Annotated in this window: 23 protein-coding genes; 18 read left to right on the top strand and 5 right to left on the bottom strand. The window is 37.8% G+C overall.

Annotation, left to right across the window (positions count from 1 at the left end; translation table 11 throughout):
• Window positions 1-20 precede the first annotated feature (20 nt).
• Complete coding sequence (gspG, locus tag TOL5_RS19525; RefSeq protein WP_004825310.1) at window positions 21-458, top strand: type II secretion system major pseudopilin GspG; 438 nt, start codon at window positions 21-23, stop codon at window positions 456-458.
• A 281-nt stretch (window positions 459-739) separates the two neighbouring features.
• The gene (locus TOL5_RS19520; RefSeq protein WP_004825308.1) at window positions 740-1,075 is read left to right on the top strand and encodes a hypothetical protein; all 336 of its coding nucleotides are present in this window, start codon (window positions 740-742) and stop codon (window positions 1,073-1,075) included.
• 85 nt (window positions 1,076-1,160) lie between these two features.
• On the opposite strand, the gene TOL5_RS19515 is transcribed toward TOL5_RS19520, so the two are convergent.
• Window positions 1,161-1,424, bottom strand: a complete 264-nt coding sequence (locus TOL5_RS19515) for a DUF2798 domain-containing protein (RefSeq protein ID WP_121775449.1) — start codon at window positions 1,422-1,424, stop codon at window positions 1,161-1,163.
• 695 nt (window positions 1,425-2,119) lie between these two features.
• Here TOL5_RS19515 and TOL5_RS19510 point away from each other — a divergent pair.
• Window positions 2,120-2,458, top strand: coding sequence for a tRNA-binding protein (locus TOL5_RS19510; RefSeq protein WP_121775448.1), 339 nt, complete (start codon window positions 2,120-2,122; stop codon window positions 2,456-2,458).
• Between the two features lie 77 nt (window positions 2,459-2,535).
• Here TOL5_RS19510 and lnt read toward each other — a convergent pair whose 3' ends face one another.
• Both lnt and TOL5_RS19500 read right to left on the bottom strand, forming a co-directional pair.
• Complete coding sequence (gene lnt, locus TOL5_RS19505) at window positions 2,536-4,095, bottom strand: apolipoprotein N-acyltransferase (protein ID WP_121775447.1); 1,560 nt, start codon at window positions 4,093-4,095, stop codon at window positions 2,536-2,538.
• On the bottom strand, window positions 4,092-4,931 hold the full coding sequence (locus TOL5_RS19500) for an HlyC/CorC family transporter (protein WP_004825299.1): 840 nt from the start codon (window positions 4,929-4,931) through the stop codon (window positions 4,092-4,094). Before TOL5_RS19500 ends, lnt begins: the two co-directional genes overlap by 4 nt.
• Before the next feature lie 191 nt (window positions 4,932-5,122).
• On the opposite strand from TOL5_RS19500, the gene tusA reads away from it, so the two are divergent.
• From tusA to TOL5_RS19480, 4 genes are all read left to right on the top strand, one after another.
• Window positions 5,123-5,380 (top strand): sulfurtransferase TusA, encoded by a 258-nt coding sequence (tusA, locus tag TOL5_RS19495; RefSeq protein ID WP_121775446.1) that lies wholly within the window; start codon window positions 5,123-5,125, stop codon window positions 5,378-5,380.
• A 401-nt stretch (window positions 5,381-5,781) separates the two neighbouring features.
• Window positions 5,782-8,619: a type VI secretion system Vgr family protein gene (locus tag TOL5_RS19490; protein WP_221260579.1), complete on the top strand. Its 2,838-nt coding sequence runs from the start codon at window positions 5,782-5,784 to the stop codon at window positions 8,617-8,619.
• The gene (locus tag TOL5_RS19485) at window positions 8,616-9,815 is read left to right on the top strand and encodes a DUF2515 family protein (RefSeq protein ID WP_121773983.1); all 1,200 of its coding nucleotides are present in this window, start codon (window positions 8,616-8,618) and stop codon (window positions 9,813-9,815) included. The genes TOL5_RS19490 and TOL5_RS19485 overlap by 4 nt, the downstream gene beginning before the upstream one ends.
• A gap of 13 nt (window positions 9,816-9,828) precedes the next feature.
• Window positions 9,829-10,731: a hypothetical protein gene (locus TOL5_RS19480; RefSeq protein ID WP_121773984.1), complete on the top strand. Its 903-nt coding sequence runs from the start codon at window positions 9,829-9,831 to the stop codon at window positions 10,729-10,731.
• A gap of 110 nt (window positions 10,732-10,841) precedes the next feature.
• Here TOL5_RS19480 and TOL5_RS19475 read toward each other — a convergent pair whose 3' ends face one another.
• Window positions 10,842-12,554: an electron transfer flavoprotein-ubiquinone oxidoreductase gene (locus TOL5_RS19475; protein WP_005034233.1), complete on the bottom strand. Its 1,713-nt coding sequence runs from the start codon at window positions 12,552-12,554 to the stop codon at window positions 10,842-10,844.
• A 203-nt stretch (window positions 12,555-12,757) separates the two neighbouring features.
• Between TOL5_RS19475 and TOL5_RS19470 the strand changes: the two genes are divergently transcribed.
• The 5 genes from TOL5_RS19470 (at window position 12,758) to TOL5_RS19450 (ending at window position 17,218) form a co-directional block, all read left to right on the top strand.
• Entirely contained in the window at window positions 12,758-13,369 is a 612-nt protein-coding gene (locus TOL5_RS19470; protein ID WP_009584945.1) for a DUF1285 domain-containing protein, read from the top strand.
• Window positions 13,370-13,416: 47 nt separating this feature from the next.
• Window positions 13,417-14,295 carry a glutamate racemase gene (gene murI, locus TOL5_RS19465; protein ID WP_151713316.1) on the top strand — a complete coding sequence of 293 codons (879 nt, stop codon included), beginning with the start codon at window positions 13,417-13,419 and terminating at the stop codon, window positions 14,293-14,295.
• A gap of 106 nt (window positions 14,296-14,401) precedes the next feature.
• Window positions 14,402-15,418, top strand: a complete 1,017-nt coding sequence (locus TOL5_RS19460; protein WP_004825284.1) for a DUF4062 domain-containing protein — start codon at window positions 14,402-14,404, stop codon at window positions 15,416-15,418.
• 98 nt (window positions 15,419-15,516) lie between these two features.
• Window positions 15,517-16,527, top strand: a complete 1,011-nt coding sequence (gene hemH / locus TOL5_RS19455; protein WP_100884419.1) for a ferrochelatase — start codon at window positions 15,517-15,519, stop codon at window positions 16,525-16,527.
• Between the two features lie 46 nt (window positions 16,528-16,573).
• On the top strand, window positions 16,574-17,218 hold the full coding sequence (locus TOL5_RS19450) for an MBL fold metallo-hydrolase (protein ID WP_004825281.1): 645 nt from the start codon (window positions 16,574-16,576) through the stop codon (window positions 17,216-17,218).
• Window positions 17,219-17,324: 106 nt separating this feature from the next.
• Here TOL5_RS19450 and TOL5_RS19445 read toward each other — a convergent pair whose 3' ends face one another.
• On the bottom strand, window positions 17,325-17,507 hold the full coding sequence (locus tag TOL5_RS19445; protein ID WP_005034225.1) for a hypothetical protein: 183 nt from the start codon (window positions 17,505-17,507) through the stop codon (window positions 17,325-17,327).
• Window positions 17,508-17,921: 414 nt separating this feature from the next.
• On the opposite strand from TOL5_RS19445, the gene pqqA reads away from it, so the two are divergent.
• The 6 genes from pqqA (at window position 17,922) to TOL5_RS19415 (ending at window position 22,258) form a co-directional block, all read left to right on the top strand.
• Entirely contained in the window at window positions 17,922-17,996 is a 75-nt protein-coding gene (gene pqqA, locus TOL5_RS19440) for a pyrroloquinoline quinone precursor peptide PqqA (RefSeq protein WP_009584944.1), read from the top strand.
• A gap of 79 nt (window positions 17,997-18,075) precedes the next feature.
• The gene (gene pqqB, locus TOL5_RS19435; RefSeq protein WP_009584942.1) at window positions 18,076-18,987 is read left to right on the top strand and encodes a pyrroloquinoline quinone biosynthesis protein PqqB; all 912 of its coding nucleotides are present in this window, start codon (window positions 18,076-18,078) and stop codon (window positions 18,985-18,987) included.
• Between the two features lie 11 nt (window positions 18,988-18,998).
• Complete coding sequence (pqqC, locus tag TOL5_RS19430; protein WP_005034221.1) at window positions 18,999-19,757, top strand: pyrroloquinoline-quinone synthase PqqC; 759 nt, start codon at window positions 18,999-19,001, stop codon at window positions 19,755-19,757.
• Complete coding sequence (gene pqqD / locus TOL5_RS19425) at window positions 19,754-20,038, top strand: pyrroloquinoline quinone biosynthesis peptide chaperone PqqD (RefSeq protein ID WP_005034218.1); 285 nt, start codon at window positions 19,754-19,756, stop codon at window positions 20,036-20,038. Before pqqC ends, pqqD begins: the two co-directional genes overlap by 4 nt.
• Window positions 20,035-21,183 carry a pyrroloquinoline quinone biosynthesis protein PqqE gene (gene pqqE, locus TOL5_RS19420; RefSeq protein ID WP_221260578.1) on the top strand — a complete coding sequence of 383 codons (1,149 nt, stop codon included), beginning with the start codon at window positions 20,035-20,037 and terminating at the stop codon, window positions 21,181-21,183. Before pqqD ends, pqqE begins: the two co-directional genes overlap by 4 nt.
• 19 nt (window positions 21,184-21,202) lie before the next feature.
• Window positions 21,203-22,258 (top strand): dipeptidase, encoded by a 1,056-nt coding sequence (locus TOL5_RS19415; protein ID WP_221260576.1) that lies wholly within the window; start codon window positions 21,203-21,205, stop codon window positions 22,256-22,258.

Raw genomic sequence — 22,258 nt, 5'->3', positions numbered from 1 at the left:
AAAGAATAGAGAGTAAGTAGATGCTACGTAAGATGAATAGGACTCGTCAGTCAGGTTTTACCTTAATTGAAGTGATGGTTGTGATTGTGATTTTAGGTGTACTTGCCGCTTTGATCGTGCCGAATGTGATGGGACGTGGAGAAAAAGCCAAAGTTGATACCACAAAGATTACTTTAAAAGGTGTTGCAGGTGCACTTGATCAATATAAGTTGGACAATGGTCATTATCCAAATAGCCAAGAAGGTGGTTTAGATGCGTTGGTCAACCAACCTGCAACAGCGAAAAACTGGTTACCAGGTGGTTATGTTAAAGGTGGCTATCCAAAAGACAGTTGGGAAAATGATATCCAATATGTCATTCCGGGTTCAGAAGGTCGTAAGTTTGATTTATATTCTTTTGGTGCCGATGGTAAACAGGGCGGCGAAGGAAACGATGCTGATATTTATTACCAGCCATAATTAAAAGTATTTTTTGCAGTACTTTATGGAATTAATCACTTCACTTTATCGAGATAATAAATGTGGAGTGAAGTGATAATATTTCTTATTTGATAAATATATTGTAAGTCATTGAAATTTAGCAACTATATTAAATAATTAATGTTTGAGAGTTATAATAAGAATTATTCCCATATTTGATAGTTACAAGAATGTTAAATTGTGAATAAAAATAGACTTTTTATTTATTAAAAAGCTTGCATAATAGTTCTCAAGGCAATTTAAATTGCTTGGAGGATGAGATGAAAGCATTATTATTATCAGATGAAATTAGTCAATTTCATTGGACGATGCTCAAATCTGTTCTTTTAATTTTGAGCTTATTGCCGATTAGCCAGTTTTTTTTAAACCTTTGGCAAAATGCCGATGCCAGTAGTCAAATCGTAATTGGGTTTATGGCGATTAGCGTATTTAGTGCATTATCTATTATCAGTTTTTATAATGCTTTAAATTTAACGGTGATTCAGTTAAAAACTGAATTCTCATCATTATTAGAACAATATTTAGTACGTTCATACCGTTATGTTCCTATGCTGTTTCTAGCAGGCATGTTGTCATATTTAGTGACTCAAATTTAATTGGCGCGTTAAAACCGAGGAAATGTCCTCGGTTTTTCGTTTCTGTGTTTTAACTATTTTGATTAAAAACTGAAATTTAATCCAATTAACTTGGTTGAACAATAAGCATCGTTATTTTACGCACAATCGGTAAAACCAGAAGCAATACTGGAAATGCGATCAGCCATGAAATTCCCCATGCTGAAATCCACGTATTGACGGAAAAATTGTCGAAACCCATACTTTTTAACGTACTAATGCATGACACAATAAAGGTCATAATAATTGATAAAAAGAAAGGCATTACAATTGCAGCATAACGATTTGGAATTTTTCTTAAATATAAAGAAGAAGATTGAGATCTTTGCATTTTTTACTCCGTAAACCAACAAACGCCAGTGCCACATCAAAATATTCAAATTTTGAAAAAAATAGCTCCAAGCCTTGTTGGAGATATGTTGGCACGTTGATTGACGTAAACGTTTACGGCTTTATGATCAGCACAGCTAACGTAGCATAAAGCGAGAAATAATTGAAAGAAAAAAACAGTGAATGGTAGATAAAGTATAGCGACATATAATTGAATTAGATTCGTCTTTTAAAAATTTGATATGTTGAATAAATGTCCTTTTTAAATGATTCATTGTCCATTTCATATAAGGTCGATGGGGCTAAATTTATTTAAGATGTTAGGGCTGTTGACATTTCATAAATGGCTTGCGCTGTAGGTTAAAATTGAGCAGGCATGAGGAATATACTCCGCAAGGAAAGGAAGAGAATAGCGAGACTATTTTCAAGTTTCATAACACCGGCTGAGATAATTTGAACCACCACCCTGAGCAAAAAAAGCATGACTTTGTTTGTAGCGCAAGTTGCAGCGGGGGGACTCGTGTGTTTTGTATCGCTTCGTCGTTCCCCTGTAAAACAGTGTTTCTCATCATTTAGAGTGGCTAAATTTCGTATTTTTTGCCTAGTGTCGGCTAAAAACACACATAGTCGCAAACATAGGTGAATTGTCAGCAGATCCTAGATATTTATGGTGATCAATAGAAAGAGGGAAACCAAATGCAACAAATTGAATGGAATGACTTTTTTAAAGTGGAATTACGTGTAGGAAAAATTATTCAAGCTGAAGTATTTGAGAAGGCGCGTAATCCTGCCTATATTTTACATGTCGATTTTGGAGAAGAGATTGGTATTAAAAAATCCAGTGCGCAGATTACCCAACTCTATCAGCCTGAAAACTTAATTGGAAAGTTGGTCGTTGCTGTGATTAATTTCCCAAAGAAACAAATTGGTCCTATTCAATCTGAGTGTTTAGTAACAGGCTTTCATAATCAAGACGGGCATGTTGCCTTGTGTGTCCCTGATTTGGATGTGCCTTTGGGGACCAAGTTACTTTAACGTTTGATATATCCGTATCAAAAACACCTCCTTTATGATGCATAGAGAAGGTGCTTTTGATGCGATTGGGGACTGTTTTAGCGTCGTGCTTTAAAACTGATGTCGACTGTTTTAGGGCGATAAAACCAACCTAAAATTAACAATAAAATCGATAAAATTAAAATCGGATAATCGCTAAAGCGGGTATACCACGTCTCACCTTGCATTGCGGGTAAATCCCCACGCAGAACCGCTTTCTGATCTACAGGCGCTTGTTTTACGATATGTCCATTGTGGTCAATAAAAGCAGTTACGCCTGTGTTGGTAGCACGGATAAACCAACGCCCATTCTCTTTGGCACGCATTTGAACCATTTGCAAATGTTGTAATGGACCTGCAGTTCCCGTAAACCATGCATCATTCGAAACAGTCACTAAAAAATCACTGTTGATCGCATTGCGTCGGGTAAGATTTGGATAAGCAACTTCATAGCAAATCGCAGCAGCTAAATCATGTCCTTTAATATTAAAAGGCTTTTGATTCGATGCACCTTGAGAAAAGCCACTCATCGATGGATCATTTTGCAAAGCGGGTAAGACCCAAGATAACAATCCAGAAAGTGGAATGTATTCACCAAAAGGGACTAAACGTTGTTTTTTATACAAACCTGAAGAATCTGCACCAGAAGCCATCATGCTGTTGTAATACATTGGATAGCCATTCTTTTTTGATTCTTTTAAATCCCAATAAGGAATGCCTGTCACCCATGCTGTACCCGAGCTTTTGGCTTGCTGATCCATCATATCCAAAAATTGTTCAATATCTGTTTGAAATAGGGGAATGGATGATTCAGGCCAAACAATAAGATCTCTACCCCATTCAGTACGACTTAAGTTGACATAAATTTCTAAAGTCTTGACTTGGTATTCGGTTAACCATTTTAAATCTTGAGGAATATTACCTTGAATGAGCGATACAGAGAGCGGTTTTTCAGCTTTCGGTTGCACAAAAGTGATAAAAGAAGCTCCCCAGGCGCCAAGCAAAACAACAAGCGCAGGAACAACCCAAAACACTTTCCTATTCAGGATTTCCACCACGGCACAGGCAAGAAGAATAACGGCAAATGACACCGCAAATACACCAAATAAAGGCGCATAACTATCTAAGAGTCGTTCAGTGAACGCATATCCTGCAAACAACCACGGAAAACCGGTGAACACCCATGTTTTAGACCATTCAAAGATGATCCAAAGCGGTGTAAACGTCAATGGTGTTTCAGGGAAAAAACGACGATAAACCCATGTCTGGACTGCCGTAAATAGCCCCATCACAAATGCCATAACTGCAATCATCAATACGCTGAGGACTGCATTGGTATCACCATAAACGTGGATGGAGGTATAAAGCCAAAATGCCCCAACAAACCACAGTCCAAAGCCATAGCTAAGACCTATGGCAAAGGCTTGACGAGGACTACGACCTTTTAAGCAAGCATAAAGTAAGGCTGGTGATAAGATTGCCAGCCACCACCAATAATAAGGTGCGAGCGCTAAACTAAACACTGCACCTGAGATTAATGCGATGATTAAAGGGAAAATGAGGGGCAATTGTTTTTGTTGTTGTGATGAATTTAACAGCTTGTCAAAATAGGCTCTCATTTACGTACAGCTCGAATCAGATGAATAGTGCGGGCATCTGCTTCAACAATGGTAAATTGCCAATCTTCCAGTTCAACCACTTGACCTTGAAGATCACTGACTAAACCAATTTCCTGAAGCAGTAATCCGCCCATAGTTTCTACTTCATCATCGGAAAATTCAGCATCTAAAACATTGTTAAAATGTTCAATTGGTGTAAGTGCTTGCACAATCCATGCATTGGCTATGTTATGGGTGGTATCAGGAATGATAAATTGAGCTTCTTCATCGGCATTGTCATGCTCATCTTCAATTTCGCCAACAATTTCTTCAAGAATATCTTCCAAAGTCACCAAACCAGCAGTTGAACCATATTCATCAATAACAACGGCAATATGAGTCTGGGTATTTTTTAACATTCTCAAAACTTGATCTGATCGCGCACTTTCAGGGACAAATAAAGGCTGGCGCATTAATGCATGAACATCTACACCAGAGCTACGATTGGTTAAAAATGGCAATAGATCTTTAGCCAATAAAATCCCAACCACGTTTTCAGGTTGGTCAGATGAGAAAACTGGAAAACGTGAATGTGCAGACTCAATCAGCACATCTAAAATATCAAGAAGTTGATCGTCTTCTTGCAAGCTCACCATCGCTGTGCGAGGGGTCATCACTTCACGAATTTTTGTGGCAGGAAGGTCTAACACGCCCTCTAACATTGCCACAGTATCGGGTTCTAAAAAACGACGTGAATCTTGTACTAATTTTAGCAGTTCATCGCGGGTTTCTGGTGCTGTACCTAACCATTTGCGTAAGCCACGCATTCCCCACGACGGGCCTGATTCCTCGTGCATGATCTTTCCTAAAGACTCTTAATATCTAGTAAATGTTTTTTTATCATACCGAAGAAAATACAGATGTCTATCTATTAAATAAGGTAAATAGATGAATGCATGCGTCATTTTTACACAGAGATAACAAGCCTTATTGATTATTTGAGTTTGTGTTAAAATCTTGGACTGATTTAGCTTTTTTGAGATGAGATATGTCTGAAGCATTGCCTATAGCAAACATTCAATTAAATACACGTGGCTTGCGTTGTCCTGAGCCTGTAATGATGTTGCATCAAGCAATTCGGAAATCTAAATCTGGCGATGTGGTAGAGGTTTTCGCGACCGATAATTCAACCTCTTGGGATATTCCTAAGTTTTGTTTGCATTTGGGACATGAACTCGTTTTACAAGAAGAAATTTTGGATGATGCGGGCAATAAAGAATTTCATTATCTCGTCAAAAAAGGTTAATTCTTAAACAATAGTAAAATCATAGAACATTCGTTGAGGCAGATGCATAAGCATAATTTTATTGTTTTTATCAAGTGCATCTGGCTAGCGATATTCAACAGCTCATCAATGTTTAAAAGCCAATTAACAAGTAAACATCTATATAAAGTTGAATACAAAAATGAGAGATAAAGCTTTTAAAAATAATTGATAATTGTGATACAGATTTTGAATAGATTCTTCCTAAAATCAATTGCAAATAAGAGTGTCTAGAAAGTTGGATAATCTTCATACTTGTTTTTAGTTATTTTATATTTTTGATAAATATAAGAAAATATTAAATTTTACAAATTTTCAATGACAGTTTTTTGACTTTTGAGTATAATCTAAACACATTTGTTAATAATAATTAAATCATTCTAATGAATAGTTTAGTCAATAGTATTTATAAAGTATTGGATCAGTTAGGATTAACCGCTCAAAAAAGAGCTTTGCATATTCAGTTTAGCAATCCTGATTTGACTGCCCAAGTGTTCTTGCAACGCATTGATGGACAACATGCCATCAACCAAGGTGTGTCTGTGGAACTGATCTGTCTTGCAACATCTGCAAATATTCCACTCAAACAATTTATCGGTTGCCAAGCTGCAATCGACCAAGTCACCGACCGAGGACAACTGTTCCGCACCACAGGCATTATCACCGAAGCTGCGCAGGGACAAAGTGATGGCGCACTGACGGTCTATAAGCTCAAACTTGAGGATGCGACGTCACTGTGGCATAAACGCCGTAATAGTAGAGTGTTTATGAATAAGTCAGTGATACAAGTCATTGAAATATTGCATAAAGAATGGCAACAAAGAAGTCCGCTGTTTGCTGCTAGTCTGAGTTTAGATAAAACTGGTCTAAGCAAAGACTACGATGTTCGTCCATTGATTATACAGATGAACGAAAGCGACCACGATCTACTTACTCGTTTGATGAGAAGTGAAAATTTAAGCTGGTTGATTGATGAAGCCGAACTCAATGTTGCCAACATCTCAGCACCGATCCAAGCCCAAAAACTACGTTTAATTGATGACAACAGCCAATACACTGCGCTAGAACGCAGAAGCATCCGCTTTCACCGCAGCTCCGCGGTAGAACAGCAAGACACGATTACATCATTTACAGGAATACGTTCACTCCAACCGACTTCAGTACATATTCACCGTTGGCAAGCCGATATTCTTGAAACCGAAGAAGGTGCAGGCAATGTACAAAGCAAACATCAGCACAGTGACCAGTACGACAATGCCAGTCTAGGCTTAGAACAAGTATGGCACTTTAGCCCTGCATGGATACCTGACCTGAATGGGGAAGATGGTGCAACGGCATCAGGCAACAGTCAGATCGAACGCTTTAACCAAAACCTTAGCAACTACTACGATGCCCAAGCTAAACAATTCACGGCAATATCGACGGTACGAGATGCACAGGTCGGCTATTACCTTGAGCTAAAAGGGCATTCCCAAATCGATCAAAAAGATTCTGCCGATCAGCAGTTTTTGATCATCTCCAAAACCTTTTATAACCAAAATAATTTACCCAAAGACCTCAACGAACAAATCAATCGTTTAGTTGAACACAGCCATTGGCAGCTCACCAGTATCCCCACAAGCAACAGTATCACCACAAACAACAGTGAAGAACGCCAAGCCAATCAGCTGATTTTACAACGCAGAAACATCAGTACAGCGCCAGAATACAACCCACTCAAACACCGTCCAGTGGCGTATCCACAACGCGCCAAAGTGGTTGGTCCGAGTGGAGAAGAAATCCATGTAGATGAATGGGGACGCATCAAGGTTCGCTTCCTCTTTACCCGCAATGAAGACCACAGCCATGATGGTGGTGCAGGCTCGAATGACAATGATACCGACTCAGCTTGGGTTGATGTCTTGACACCATGGGCAGGCGAAGCTTATGGAGCTCGCTTCCTACCAAGGATCGGAGAGATTGTTGTTATCGACTTCTTTGATGGCAACATTGACAGACCATTTGTAGTAGGTCGAATCCATGAAGCGCAACGCAGCCCGAGCAAGTTTGATGACAAAGGCAAGTTACCCGATACCAAGAAATTGGCAGGGATTAAAAGCAAGGAATATCAGGGTAGTGGCTATAACCAACTGAAATTTGATGATACCACCAACCAGATCAGCAGTCAGTTACACAGCAGTCATGGTGCAACGCAACTCAATCTTGGTAATCTCAGTCATCCAAAAGAGACAGATAGCAGTGAAGGTCGAGGAGAAGGCTTTGAGCTAAGAACGGATCAATGGGGTGCGGTACGCGCAGGTCAAGGCTTACTGCTGAGTAGCCATGCACAAGATGGGGCATCAGGTAATCATCTAGATACAACCGCAGCCAAAAGTCAGCTAGAAAGTAGCCTGAACAATGCCAAAGCCTTAAGTGAAGTTGCCAAGAATCAACAGACTGATCCTTTAGAAAATCTAGATTATTTGAAATCATTTATTTCGGATTTGGAAAAAGATCAGTCTGATGAATCCAAGAATCAAGCCGATGCATTTAAACAAGCCTTGATGGTTTTAGCCTCGCCGAATTCAATTGGCTTGTCGAGCAATGAAGACATTCATGTCTCTGCGGATAAACAAATTAGTCATAGTGCAGGGGATAGTATCAATCTGAGTACACAAAAGAATTTCTTGGTGCATGCACAAAATAAGATTAGTTTGTTTGCAGCACAAGAAGGTGCAAGGCTTTATGCAGCAAAAGGTAAAGTGGAGATTCAAGCCCAAGGGGATGGTGCAGATTTGATTGCTCGTAAAGGTATTCAAATCATTTCGACTGAAGATCGTATTGAGATTAAAGCCAGTAAGAAAATTGTGTTAATTGCTGATACTACTCAAATTGAGATTAGTGATGCAGGTGTTTTGCCAACCACACCAGGTCTGTTTGAAGTTAAGGCTGGACAACATAAGTTTTTGGGACCACAAGAAATTGCTGTGGGTTTTGATAAGTTACCAATAAGTTCTATTTTTGATGATAAATTTCAATTATTAGATCCACAAGGAAAAAAACTTGCAGATTTAGATTACAAAATAACGAATACTACCTCTAATGAGCAATTTTTAGGGAAAAGTGATAAAAATGGTTTCACTAAAAGATTGGGTACAGTATCAAGTCAAAAATTAAAGATTGAATTTAATTACGAAGATTTAATAGTTAATGAAATAGAAGATAAAGAGGAACAAAAATGACGATATTGCAAGAAACAGATACAAATGAAATATGTAATAGTAATTGTATTACTAAAGTTGATTGTAAAAATATGTGGTCATTAGTTCAATACTCATCATATATGGCTTTAACAAGTTATAAAAGCTTAGAAGTTATAAAGAAAGTTGTTCATGGGGGAGAGGTTAAGAGAGAATTTTTATATAAAGGAAGTGATGATCAAAAAAGAGTAAAATTAATTTCTAGTCAATATGCGAAAATGTATTTAGAAAAAACTAAAATAGGTAATGTTAAGTATAAAGGGCGATTTTATTGGATGGCTTTAGGAGCGATTGCAGCAAAACAAGTTTATTGTGGAATTTTAGCATTAGATGATTTTGTTTCAAAAATTGGAGGTGGTGTTATTCTTGATGGAGCCAATAAAGTTTTAGATAAAATAGATATAAGTGATAGACGTTTTATAGCGACTGGTGGGATCACAAAATCAGATTTTGATTATATGAGATATTGTATGTTAAAGGGTAATCTTTGGCTTTATTTAGATATATATCCTTATCATGAGTATTATTGTAGATTTTCTAATACATTTAATGACTGTTTATCAAAAAGAGATGGTAACACTTATGATACTAAAGTAGCAAATGATATGCATAAAATTCCATATAATGAAGCATATAATAAATTGGAAAAATTTAAATACTCAGATAATATTTTGAATAATTTGAAAGAAGCTTTTCAATATGTAAAAATTTTTGAAACTGAAAAAATAATCCAAAAGAAACAAGATGCTCAGTTTAATAATTTAATGACAATTGCTGTTCATGAACAACATATTGTTTTAGAAAAAAGTTTTTATTCTCCGAATGGACAACCTGATCAGAGATTAAAAGATATCTTTGATAAACAGTCTAAGCTTGAAAGTAATCATCCATACTATACACAATTTGGAGCTTTAATTGCAGACGTTCAAAATAGGCAGGCAGTATTTACAAATTCATGTACATTGCCAATAGGATTAAATGGATTATCTGATAAAGATAAGTTTTTTGAAGATATGCTAAAAAACGAAAGGCTATATATAGTTAAAGAAAGAATGAAATTTATTACACGCATTGCTGAAGATTTTCATTATGTTATGAAAAAATATCCTGGTTATATGGAAAATTGTTTAGCCAGATTAGCTGAAGGTGATATAACTGAAAAATTGCCAATAATTTAAGTCGAGAATCATAATGAATTCAAATCAAATCATTCAAATCTTGGTAATTGCACTAATATTCAGTTTGGCAGCATGTAATTCATCCTCAGAGACAATGAGTAAACAGGAAGAAAAGAAAATGAATGAATCTGATTATATTATTAGTGTTGTTGTTGGAGATTCTAGAGAAAATTTAATTAGTAATAATGCTAAATTTTTTTCACAATATAGTTCAGGTGCAAGTGTAGGTTTTATAAGACCAAATTTAGATACTAACCAAGAAAGAAAGCTTAAGTTAAATTTAAAAGATGAATATGACCATACAGTTTTAGTTTTCAATCATTTAGAAAATTTAGTTTTTGTATCAGATGCTAACTATCCAAAGCAAGGAATTACAGATATAGGTTTTGATATGAGTAATATAGAGTCCAAAAAAATTAATGAAAAAAGTAGTTATCTTGCTTATGAGGGAATTGTAAAGCAATTGAATAAAAATGGTTGGAAAGTTTTTTACTTCGAGTCTGAGCCAAGAATATTTGGAAAGCAATCATTTGAAGCGAATAATAAAATACCTAACTATCTCGGGAGTTTGGATGGTTTTTATTTAGATAGTGAAGAAAAATGGGAGAAGTATTCGAGTGATTTAAAACGTCAACCTCTTAGATTTTATAAAAACAATGTCATCTTAACGATAAATTTTCGTGAATCTATTGATGATGTGAAAATTCATTTGGATTTCGTTACTTTCTTTTCTCATTATTTTTACCAATATGATGAGAAAATTAGAGATAAAGATTGGAACACATTACTGTCTAATGATTTAAATAAATGGAAGATTGAAAGAGATAGATCTGAGAATAAAATGCAAAAGCTTGGTTACAGCATCAACAAAGATTATCAAAATCCTAACGTTTTTAAATTTTTGAATGTTCATTAGTTATATTTCTTGTTTATATCATGCTTTTAATTAATTGATTCTTACGATACATTAAATGTTGATCTATAAATAATATGAAATAATAAACCCGCCGAAGCGGGTTTATTGATTTACATATTTGGATAGTTAGGACCACCACCACCCTCAGGTGTTACCCATGTGATGTTTTGTGAAGGATCTTTAATATCACACGTCTTACAGTGAACGCAGTTTGCTGCATTAATCTGGAAGCGCTTAGAACCATCATCATTTTCCATGATTTCATATACACCAGCAGGGCAGTAACGCTGAGCAGGCTCATCCCATTTTGGTAAGTTGACATTCACAGGAATCGTTGGGTCAGTCAGTTTTAAATGTGCTGGCTGATTCTCTTCATGTACCGTATTAGAAACGAATACAGAAGACAAACGGTCAAAAGTCAATTTACCATCTGGCTTTGGATAGTTCGGTTTAAAGGTAGACGCATCTACAGTTTTCAATGCACTAAAGTCAGGCACAAGATCATGTAAAGTAAATGGAACTTTAAAGATATTTTGGTCGATAAAGTTAAATGCGCCACCCATCCATAAACCAAATTTATGCATTGCAGGGCCAAAGTTACGAGAACGATGTAACTCTTCTTTTAACCAGCTGTTGTTGAATTTGTCTGTATATGCCGTCAACTCTTTCGCAAAGAAGTCTTCACCCTCAGTCACACGAGCAATGGCTAAATCACCACCTTTTGCATGACCTGCTTGGATTGCTTCAAATACAGCCTCACCACACAACATACCTGATTTCATTGCGGTATGAGAGCCTTTGATTTTAGCAAAGTTTAAGAAACCCGCATCATCACCAATCAGGCATCCACCCGGGAAAGTCAATTTTGGCAGTGAGTTTAGACCACCTTTTACAACAGCACGTGCGCCATAAGAAATACGTTTACCACCCTCAAGATATTGCTTGATCAGTGGGTGTGTTTTCCAACGTTGCATTTCAGCAAATGGATACATATGTGGATTTTCATAAGATAAATCGACAATCATACCCAAAGTCACTTGGTTGTTTTCAGCGTGATATAACCACCAACCACCTGAAGAACCAGTTTCAGCAAGTGGCCAACCTGAACCATGCATCACCAAACCTGGTTTATGTTTTGCAGGGTCGATTTCCCAAAGCTCTTTAATCCCGATACCATAATGTTGCGGATCGGCATCTTGATCTAAGTTGTATTTTGCAATTAAACGCTTACCGAGATGTCCGCGGCAACCTTCTGCAAAAATCGTATATTTGGCATGAAGTTCATAACCAGGCGTGAAGTTATGCGTTGGTTCACCATCTTTACCAACGCCCATATCACCAGTTTGAATCCCTTTTACAGAACCATCTTCATGATAAAGAATTTCTGAAGCAGCAAAACCCGGGAAAATAGAAACTTCTAATTCCTCAGCCTTTTGACCCAACCAACGAACAACATTACCCAATGAAATGACATAGTTGCCATCGTTGTGCATGGTTTTAGGAACCATCCAATGCGGTGCTTCTTGAGACTTTTCAGCAGACATGAGGAAATAAGTCTTGTCCTCAGTCACAGGCACATTTAAAGGTGCACCTTGTTCTTTCCAGTCAGGGAAAAGTTCATTGATTGCACGAGGTTCAAGTACAGCACCAGAAAGGATATGCGCACCAACTTCAGAGCCTTTTTCAACCACACAGACAGAAAGGTCTGAAAGGTTGTTTTCAATAGCCAATTGACGAATTTTAATCGCAGCAGAAAGACCCGCAGGACCTGCGCCTACGATCACTACGTCAAACTCCATCGATTCGCGTTCGATGTGTTCCATGTAGGACTCCTCATATTTCTAAGGGTGGCAACCGTGAGCATTTATTGGGAATTAATAAATCGGTGCTGCCATGAGTGTTCTAAAAATTCCGAGATACGAATTAACGCTCGTACCAATAATATATTTTGCGCTAGTATAGTTATAAACCTTAATCTAGCCAATTGGCTGAGTCGTATTATTTTTTAGTCAGCAAGGCATAAACCATGGTAAATCAAAATAATTCAACATCAGCGGCTCAAAATCAGCCTGATTCTGATAATAAAAACTTAATGTCTATTGCACAATACTTAAAAGGTGTACAGGCGGGTCACAAAAGGTCAATACCTCCTTTAGAGCAGTGGCAACCAAAGCATTGTGGCAAAATGGATTTGAAGGTAAAAGCCAATGGAGAATGGTGGCACGAAGGTCAATTGATTAAGCGTCAAGCGCTGTTGGACCTGTTTACAAAAGTGCTTTGGAAGGAACAAGGGAAATTCTACTTAAAAACGCCTGTTGAGCAGATTGAAATTGAGGTTGAAGATGAGCCTTTATTGGTTAATCAGGTTGATCAAGTCGAGATCGACGGACAGACTTATTTACAGGTCACTACCACCAATCAAGACATCTGTTTGGTGGATAAAGAACATGCTATTTTTATGCGCGAATATCAAGGTGAGTTAAGACCATACGTGCATATCCGTTTTGGGATAAATGCGTTAATTCAACGCAATGCTTTTTTTCATTTAATTGAATACGGAAGCTTACTTGAAAATGAGCAAGGAGATACCATTTTGTCTTTACAAAGTGGTGATTTGCACTTGCAATTAGGCACTTGAGGTTTAAGCTAGTTAATTATTTTCAATACCTATCCATAGTGGATCAAATGAGCGCTATTCTTCCCCTGTATCCTTTAGAAAATCCTATGCCAAAAGCTTTGGCAAATGCACCTATTGGGATTTTTGATTCAGGAATTGGCGGGCTTTCAATTGCACAAGAAATTGCCCATTATTTGCCAAATGAACGTATTGTTTATTATGCAGATACCGCACATGTTCCATACGGTCCACGAACAGATCAGAATATTCGAGAATTAACAGCACAAGCGATTGAGTGGCTGTATCGCCAAGGCTGTAAGATTGCTGTTGTCGCTTGTAATACGGCATCTGCTTTTAGTCTGGATTATTTGCGTGAGCATTATGGTGAAAACTTTCCTATTGTCGGTTTGGTTCCTGCATTAAAACCTGCGGTTTTACAAAGCCAGTCTAAAGTGGTTTCAGTGTTGGCAACACCTGCAACTTTCCGTGGGCAACTGATTAAAGATGTTATCCAACGCTTTGCAGAGCCAGCCCAAGTCGAAGTACTCACCATTACCAATTTAGACCTAGTTCCGCTGGTCGAATCTGGACGCTATAACACGCTGGAGTGTAAACAAAGTTTGCAGAAGGTTTTGGATCCTGCTGTTGAAAAAGGTGCAGATTACTTGGTTCTGGGATGTACACATTACCCGTATTTAAAGCAAAGTATTCAAGAGCTTTATGGTGCTAAATTGAGCTTAATCGATTCAGGTCTGGCAGTTGCACGACAAACGGCGCGTATATTATTGAAAAATGAGTTAATATCGACTGATTTGCAAGAGAGTGGCGTGCGGTTGCGATGTTTTGTGAGCGGGCAAAATGCAAAAGAATTAGAAAGCGTCCTCAAGCATCTCATACAACCTGAAATTACATGGTCTATCGAAAATATTGTTGAAAAACTCGGCTAATTCTTTCAATATTGGAAAGATTTAATATTTTTAATAAGTGTAGGGCATATTCTACTTAAAGCTCAAGGATGGATTTAAGTTGAGTATGACAAGAATGGGTTAACCTATGCTCGATAAACGTTATCAAGTTTTTATTACAACATCTGGCAAAGAAATGCAGCCAGAACGTATGGTTGTGTCTCAAACATTGATTGGGATGGGGTTCTTTTCTTGGGGATTAGAACAGCGTACACCGTTAAGTACCGCTTTTGCACGTCGTCAGATTGATGATTGTGATTATGTGTTATTGCTGTTGGGGAGCCAATATGGTGAGCAGTCTGTTTCAGGAGTGAGTTATTTACATCTTGAATATATTTATGCAGTGACCAAACAAAAGCCAATTATTGTGTTTATGCATGAAAATCCAGATTCTCGTGAGCCACATTTAAAAGAAGAAAGCGCGATATTAAAAGGCAAATTCAATGAATTTCGTCATCAGCTACAAAAAGAAGTTGAGCAGGTTGTAACCTATCGCACCTTGCGAGATTTAGAGCTCGCAGTACGCTCTTACATGCCACAAATGCTTGAGCGTTATCCTGTTGTTGGTTGGGTAAGACCACAAAATATTCAGGTCTTGCAAGACGAAATTGATCGTTTAAAAGCAAAATTAGCACAGGTCTCAGTTGAACAAGGGCGTAAAGAAGCAGATCCATTTTTAACCTTACCAAAAGTTTCACTGCATGAAGTATTTAACTTCGATTACCGTATGCATGCTTATCAAGATGGTAATTTTAGGGAGCTTTCTCCAGCACGTGAAATGACTTGGGCAGAGTTATTAAAAATATTGTCTGTTGAATTCAGGAAACCAACACCTGAGGATTTTTTCTCTAAAGTGCTGAATGACTATTTAAATAATACAGGTCTGACAGATGCACAAGTAGTCATGCCTCGTGCGCATGCTGTATCTAGAGCACAGATCAATATACGTTCTTTACATACGATTAAACAACAAGTTCGTCAAAATGAATGGATTGTCCCTGTTGGGCGTGATGATCGTCAGCGTATGTTATGGCAAATGACCGATAAATGTGTCAAATTGCTGGAAAATTCACAACGTATCAGTCATCGTTCCTCTATTTTTTAAGGGTATACAGTGTGAATATACAGATAAAAATTCTGTTTATAGATTGACTCTGTTAAGCTGATATTTAGAGATCATGATATTGTGCAAACAGAGTAAAAATGTCTTTATCCAAACCTAAAGTCCTGATTATTATTGCCAATCTTGGCACACCAGACGCACCAACAGCTCCAGCGGTTCGGGCTTTTTTAAAGCAGTTTTTATCGGATCAGCGGGTTATTGAAATTCCCAAAATTTTGTGGGCAATTATTTTAAATGCTTTTGTTCTGCCGTTCCGACCTAAGCGTGTAGCGGAAGCCTATGCGCAGGTATGGTCGAATGACTCTCCAATGCGAGAAATTTTATTTAAACAGGTTCAACAACTTCAAAAGAAATTGAGCGTATTCAATACTGATTTTGATTTAACCATTGTTCCTGCAATGACCTATGGTCGACCAGGTATTGATCGTGTGTTAGATGAAGCTGAATCACAGCTTTATGATCACATTATTCTTTTTCCGCTATTTCCTCAGTACTCGGCAACATCTACCGCACCCTTATATGATGCAGTAGCAAAATGGCTGCTGAAACAACGAAATATTCCAGGTCTAAGCTTCATTCGTGATTATTATCAACACCCGTTATATATACAGGCTTTAGCCAATAGTGTCCGTGATTATCAACAACAGCACGGTCAAGCGGAAAAGTTATTAATGTCTTTTCATGGTATTCCGCAACCTTATGCAGATAAGGGTGATCCGTACGCAGATCGTTGTCGTGTGACTGCGCAAAAGGTTGCTCAGGCACTACAGTTAAGTGATGACCAATGGGCGATAAGTTTCCAGTCACGTTTTGGGAAACAGGAATGGGTCAAGCCTTATACGGATCAATTATTGCAAGCATGGGCAGAACAAGGTGTAGCATCTGTGCAAATCCTGAGTCCTGCATTTTCAGCAGATTGTTTAGAAACTTTAGAAGAGTTGGCAATTCAGAATGCTGAATTATTTTTGAAAGCAGGGGGTAAAGATTATGCTTATATCCCTGCATTGAATGATCGAGACGACCACATTGATCTATTGGGACTGCTGTTACAGACTCAATTAGAGGCACTCAAGTCACAGTTACAGGCTTAGCGTTTTTTGCAATGTCAACAGACGCTATTCTTTTAGGAAAATTATTATGTTACAAGTCAAAATTGTACCCGTAACGGCGTTTGCTCAAAACTGTTCGATTGTTTGGGACTCGGAAACTAAAGAAGCGGTACTGATTGATGCAGGTGGTGAGCCTGAAAAATTAAAACAAGAAGTTGAAGCGCTTGGCTTAACGGTAAAAGCGTTATGGTTAACGCATGGGCATTTGGATCATGCTGGTGCTGTGGGTGCATTGGTTAAAGCATGGAATGTACCTGTGATTGGTCCACATAAAGAAGACCAATTTTGGTTAGATATGATTCAAGAAGTGTCTGCTCGTTATGGCTTTCCTATTCCCGAGCCAGTTAAAGTTGATCAATGGCTTGAAGGTGGTGAAACTTTGAAATTAGGGCAGGAGGAATTTGAAGTTCGTTTTGCGCCTGGACATACCCCTGGTCATGTCATCTTTTACAATGCTAAATACGCTGTGCTGTGGACGGGTGATGTATTGTTTAAAGGTTCAATTGGGCGCACAGATTTTCCAAAAGGCAATCATCAACAATTACTCGATTCTATTCAGCGTGAATGTTTTAGCTTGCCTGATGAAACCCAATTTATTTCAGGGCATGGTCCTATGAGTACGATTGGGTTTGAGAAACAGCATAATCCATTCGTGGCAAGTAAAGCAGGGTAATTTTTTTGAAACTTGCCATCTAATAAAATACAGCTCAGTCAGTGTTGGATAATGCAATGAGTGAGCTAATGATCGTTCATTCTCAATTATTTATTCGATGGTAGTGTTAGCGTTTTATAAACGGATTGGTTGATCGATTTTGCGCCTCTAAAACAATCAAGAGAATTGAAGCTGCAAAGAGAATACCAATAATAATCAGTGATGCATCAAGTGCATAAATGCCTATCGTGGTAAAAAATACACATAAAATGGCTAAAATAGCAGTAAAAACTTTTAAACCTATATACATTTTGATACTCCAATTTAGTTTCAATGAAACTTTTTTTAATTTTTTATATGGAAAAGTGTGACATTTAGCACGCAATGATCATATAGCTAAGCGTGTGTTAAAAAATAGGCGTTTATTGTGAAATATATATGTCTATTGTGTTTAAATTATAAAAAAACTGTTTAATCAGAGTAAGAAAGTTACACTGAATTAAAATATGGAACAAAAATTGTCTTAATTTTGGATTTTGATCTATCTCGTCGGACATGGCGAATAATTTTTACTCATTTTTAACGATAACGACTATCGAACAAAATATTAACTAAACAGGGTCTACAAGGATAGTATTTTTATTTAGAATAAAATTTGAACACTGTTGTGGTACTGATTAGGTGTTAATTTTTTAAATAAGAATTGAATTTGGAGAAAAATTTTATGCAATGGATAAAACCAGCTTTTACTGACTTACGAATTGGTTTTGAAGTTACCATGTACTTCGAAGCCCGTTAATTATTTTTACTTTCAAACCCAAATAAGCCCTAGCCTTGATCTGGGGCTTAGATCTTTATCATCATCAGATCTTACTGCTATGTATATTTATGTATTGGGTTCAGCCGCAGGTGGTGGATTTCCACAATGGAATTGCAATTGTGTTAATTGTGATGGTATCCGTAAAGGCACGATCCAAGCTACAGCTCGAACACAGTCCTCGATTGCCATTTCTGAAAATGGCACGGACTGGATTTTGTTAAACGCTTCGCCAGATATTCGCCAACAGTTGTTTGATTTTAGGGCAGCTCAACCAGCGCGTAAATTACGTGATACTGGCATTACGAATGTCATTCTGATGGACAGTCAACTTGACCATACCTCAGGGCTTCTTAGTTTACGCGAAGGATGTCCAATCTCTGTATGGTGTACTGAAATGGTCTATCAAGACCTCAGTACAGGTTTTCCTGTATTTAATATATTGAAGCACTGGAATGGTGGACTGCAATATCGCCAGATTGACCCAAATCATGCTTTTCGAATAGATGGTTTTAAGCATTTGGAATTCATTCCTTTGCTGATTCAAAGTGCGGCTCCGCCATATTCACCTCATCGCCATGATCCGCATGAGGGTGACAATATTGCTTTAATTATTAAAGACCAAAAAACACAAAAGCAGTTGTTTTATGCGCCTGGTCTTGGAAAAGTTGATGACATGATTATGGCGACGATGAGGAACTCAGATTGTGTGATGATTGATGGGACACTATGGACAGATGATGAGATGCAAAAATGTGGTGTAGGCGTAAAAACTGGAAGAGAAATGGGACATCTATACATTAGTGGTGAAGGTGGATCATTGTCTTATTTGAATCAGCTCTCAGACGTAAAAAAAATACTGATTCATATTAATAATACCAATCCAATTTTAAATGAGAACTCCATCCAATTTGCTGAACTTCAAGCAAATGGGGTAGAGGTTGCTTACGACGGAATGCACATTGAACTTTAATAAGATGCCCTATGAATCAAATACCGAAAGCGTTGACACTAGAAGAATTTAAACAAGCGATTATAGACAAAGGACAGTATTACCATATTTATCATCCGTTTCATGTCATGATGTCGGAAGGAAAGGCCAGCCAACAGCAAATTCAGGCGTGGGTTGCAAATCGTTTCTATTATCAAATTAATATTCCACTTAAAGATGCTGCGATCATGGCAAATTGTCCAGATCAACGGGTACGTCAGGAGTGGATTCAACGAATGATTGATCAAGATGGTACGTATCCCGATGGTGGGGGGCGAGAGGCTTGGTTATGTTTGGCAGAAGCTGTAGGTCTTCGACGTGAACAGGTAATTTCTGAAGAGCTCGTCCTCCCAGGGGTACGTTTTGCTGTAGATGCTTATGTCAACTTTGCACGCAGAGCGTCATGGCGTGAAGCTGCAAGTAGTTCATTAACTGAATTATTTGCACCTAAAATCCACCAATCGCGATTAGACTCATGGCCCAAACATTATCCCTGGATTGATGATCAGGGGTATCAATATTTTCGCTCTCGATTAAGTCAAGCTCGACGAGATGTTGAGCATGGTTTGACGATTACACTGGATTCCTTCACCAGTTATGAGCAACAGCAACGAATGTTAGAAATACTACAGTTTAAACTTGATGTTTTATGGAGCATTTTAGATGCTTTAACTTTGGCTTATATACATCATGAAGCGCCTTATCATACTGTGACTAAACAACGAGTTTGGCATAAAGGATTATTTAGATGAACAATAAAGCACTTGATCAAAATCTTATTCCTATTTGGCGACCTGGCTACCGTTTTCAGTTTGAACCTGCGCAAAATAGTTTTGTTATTTTATATCCTGAAGGCATGATCAAGTTAAATGAAAGCGCTGGTGCGATTGGGCAATGTATTGATGGGATAAATAGTATTTTAGATATTATTACTTATTTAAAACAACAATTTGGAGATATTGCTGAAATAGACAATGATGTTTTTGATTACATGTTGGTTGCTCAACAACAATATTGGATTGATTTTAAATGACAACCGATATTGGACTACCGTTATGGTTACTTGCAGAGTTAACCTATCGTTGTCCATTACAATGTCCATATTGTTCCAATCCTTTAGACTATACACAACATAAAAATGAGTTAACGACCCAACAGTGGTGTGATGTTTTTGATCAAGCTCGCCAGCTTGGTGCTGTGCAGTTAGGCTTTTCTGGTGGAGAGCCTTTGGTTCGTCGAGATTTAGAGCAGTTAGTTGCACATGCACATCAACAAGGTTTTTATACCAATCTTATCACTTCGGGTATGGGGTTGACGGAACAAAGAGTAAGCTGTTTAAAACAAGCAGGTCTTGATCATATACAAGTGAGTTTTCAGGCAAGCGATCCGTTGGTAAATGATGCATTGGCGGGTTCGAAATATGCCTTTGAACAAAAATACAATATGTGCCGTATTATTAAAAAATATGAATATCCAATGGTGCTTAATTTTGTCATTCATCGACATAATATTGATCAGATTGAACAGATCATTGAGCTTTGTCTTGAATTGAATGCGGACACTGTCGAGTTAGCAATTTGTCAGTTTTATGGATGGGCTTTTTTAAATCGTCAGTATTTATTACCTACTCAAACGCAGTTAATACGTGCTGAGCGCATTACCAATGCTTATCGAGAAAAATTACGTCTGCAAAAGCGTCCTTGTAAGCTTATTTTTGTGGTACCTGACTATTATGAAGAGCGTCCAAAGGCATGTATGAATAGTTGGGGGAAAATATTCTTAACGATAGCGCCTGATGGCGTGGCACTGCCATGTCATGCGGCTCGTCAATTACCGATGACTTTTCCGAATGTCCGTCAACAATCTTTAGCAAAAATTTGGTATGAATCTAAGGCTTTTAACCAATATCGTGGAGATGCTTGGATGCCTGAAGGTTGTCGTACATGTCCTGATAAAGACCGTGACTTTGGTGGCTGTCGCTGCCAAGCTTATATGTTAACGGGCAATGCATCTAATGCTGATCCAGTCTGTGCTAAATCGCCATATCATCATTTGATTGAACAAGCACGAGCAGAAACTGAACAAGATGTTTCCCTCAGTAATTTAATTTTTCGCAATAGTAAAAATTCTAAACGAATGAATAATCACATTTCTGTTCTAAACATTTCAAATGGATAATTTTAGCGAGATGTGCAGTATGCGCCACGATGTTATTCCAATTTTCGATGGTCATAATGATGTTTTAACAAGGCTGTGGTTATCTGATGATCATGATCCTGTCGATGCTTTTATCCATCAAGGATTGCCTGGGCATCTTGATTTCAAACGCTGTCAGAAAGCAGGTTTTGCAGGTGGGTTTTTTGCTATTTTTCTACCGCCATTTGATTATGTAAAGCAACATCATCCGAATAAACTATTCGATCAAAGCATTGATGAGTTTACCCAACAACAGATTGAACAGATTTGTTTGCAGCAGCTTGATTTAGCTCAACAGTTGACTAGACGTTCGCACAATATTCAAATCTGTACATCTGTTGAAGACATTGAATTTTGTATCACTGAAAAAAAGTTGAGTATTGTCCTTCATATGGAGGGGGCAGAAGCTTTACAACAAGATCCTAAACTATTGGATGTCTTATATGATGCAGGGCTGCGTAGTATAGGACCACTATGGAATAGACCAAGTCAGTTTGGACATGGTTTAAATGCTAAATTTCCTCATTCTCCAAATACAGGTCCCGGTCTTACAGTTGAGGGTAAAGCTTTAATTGCACGTTGTGCGGATAAAAAGATGCTCGTTGATGTCTCACATATGAATGAGCGTGCTTTTTGGGATACAGCAGAGATTTTAGCGCAACCGATTGTTGCAACTCACTCCAATGCTTATGGATTGTGTCCACAAGCACGAAATTTAACGGATACTCAATTAAAAGCGATACGCGATAGTCAAGGTATGGTTGGAGTAAATTTTGATGTGGCATTTTTACGCCCAGACGGACAGCGCAATGCCGATACGACCATCAATATTATTTTAGATCATTTGGAATATATGATGCGCTACTTAGGTGAAGAACATGTAGGCTTTGGTTCTGATTTTGATGGTGCACTGATTAGTAATGAACTCAAAGATATTATGGGAGTTTCGAAACTCATCAGTGCAATGCGACAACGCAGTTATTCAGATCAATTGATTGAACAAATATGCTTTAAAAATTGGCTTAAGGTACTTAAACGAATTTGGGCAGTCACATGA

The organism is Acinetobacter sp. Tol 5, from assembly GCF_019702905.1.
In the GTDB taxonomy this organism is placed as follows: Bacteria; Pseudomonadota; Gammaproteobacteria; order Pseudomonadales; family Moraxellaceae; genus Acinetobacter; species Acinetobacter bereziniae.
The sequence above is the reverse complement of the archived record's forward strand: the minus strand, read 5'-3'. Positions and strand labels throughout refer to the sequence as shown.

What these genes read in the sequence shown, in the direction of transcription:
- gspG (WP_004825310.1), top strand. Translation starts at nt 21, where the DNA reads ATGCTACGTAAGATGAATAGGACTCGTCAGTCAGGTTTTACCTTAATT.
- TOL5_RS19520 (WP_004825308.1), top strand. Translation starts at nt 740, where the DNA reads ATGAAAGCATTATTATTATCAGATGAAATTAGTCAATTTCATTGGACG.
- TOL5_RS19515 (WP_121775449.1), bottom strand. Translation starts at nt 1,424, where the DNA reads ATGCAAAGATCTCAATCTTCTTCTTTATATTTAAGAAAAATTCCAAAT.
- TOL5_RS19510 (WP_121775448.1), top strand. Translation starts at nt 2,120, where the DNA reads ATGCAACAAATTGAATGGAATGACTTTTTTAAAGTGGAATTACGTGTA.
- lnt (WP_121775447.1), bottom strand. Translation starts at nt 4,095, where the DNA reads ATGAGAGCCTATTTTGACAAGCTGTTAAATTCATCACAACAACAAAAA.
- TOL5_RS19500 (WP_004825299.1), bottom strand. Translation starts at nt 4,931, where the DNA reads ATGCACGAGGAATCAGGCCCGTCGTGGGGAATGCGTGGCTTACGCAAA.
- tusA (WP_121775446.1), top strand. Translation starts at nt 5,123, where the DNA reads ATGTCTGAAGCATTGCCTATAGCAAACATTCAATTAAATACACGTGGC.
- TOL5_RS19490 (WP_221260579.1), top strand. Translation starts at nt 5,782, where the DNA reads ATGAATAGTTTAGTCAATAGTATTTATAAAGTATTGGATCAGTTAGGA.
- TOL5_RS19485 (WP_121773983.1), top strand. Translation starts at nt 8,616, where the DNA reads ATGACGATATTGCAAGAAACAGATACAAATGAAATATGTAATAGTAAT.
- TOL5_RS19480 (WP_121773984.1), top strand. Translation starts at nt 9,829, where the DNA reads ATGAATTCAAATCAAATCATTCAAATCTTGGTAATTGCACTAATATTC.
- TOL5_RS19475 (WP_005034233.1), bottom strand. Translation starts at nt 12,554, where the DNA reads ATGGAACACATCGAACGCGAATCGATGGAGTTTGACGTAGTGATCGTA.
- TOL5_RS19470 (WP_009584945.1), top strand. Translation starts at nt 12,758, where the DNA reads ATGGTAAATCAAAATAATTCAACATCAGCGGCTCAAAATCAGCCTGAT.
- murI (WP_151713316.1), top strand. Translation starts at nt 13,417, where the DNA reads ATGAGCGCTATTCTTCCCCTGTATCCTTTAGAAAATCCTATGCCAAAA.
- TOL5_RS19460 (WP_004825284.1), top strand. Translation starts at nt 14,402, where the DNA reads ATGCTCGATAAACGTTATCAAGTTTTTATTACAACATCTGGCAAAGAA.
- hemH (WP_100884419.1), top strand. Translation starts at nt 15,517, where the DNA reads ATGTCTTTATCCAAACCTAAAGTCCTGATTATTATTGCCAATCTTGGC.
- TOL5_RS19450 (WP_004825281.1), top strand. Translation starts at nt 16,574, where the DNA reads ATGTTACAAGTCAAAATTGTACCCGTAACGGCGTTTGCTCAAAACTGT.
- TOL5_RS19445 (WP_005034225.1), bottom strand. Translation starts at nt 17,507, where the DNA reads ATGTATATAGGTTTAAAAGTTTTTACTGCTATTTTAGCCATTTTATGT.
- pqqB (WP_009584942.1), top strand. Translation starts at nt 18,076, where the DNA reads ATGTATATTTATGTATTGGGTTCAGCCGCAGGTGGTGGATTTCCACAA.
- pqqC (WP_005034221.1), top strand. Translation starts at nt 18,999, where the DNA reads ATGAATCAAATACCGAAAGCGTTGACACTAGAAGAATTTAAACAAGCG.
- pqqD (WP_005034218.1), top strand. Translation starts at nt 19,754, where the DNA reads ATGAACAATAAAGCACTTGATCAAAATCTTATTCCTATTTGGCGACCT.
- pqqE (WP_221260578.1), top strand. Translation starts at nt 20,035, where the DNA reads ATGACAACCGATATTGGACTACCGTTATGGTTACTTGCAGAGTTAACC.
- TOL5_RS19415 (WP_221260576.1), top strand. Translation starts at nt 21,203, where the DNA reads ATGCGCCACGATGTTATTCCAATTTTCGATGGTCATAATGATGTTTTA.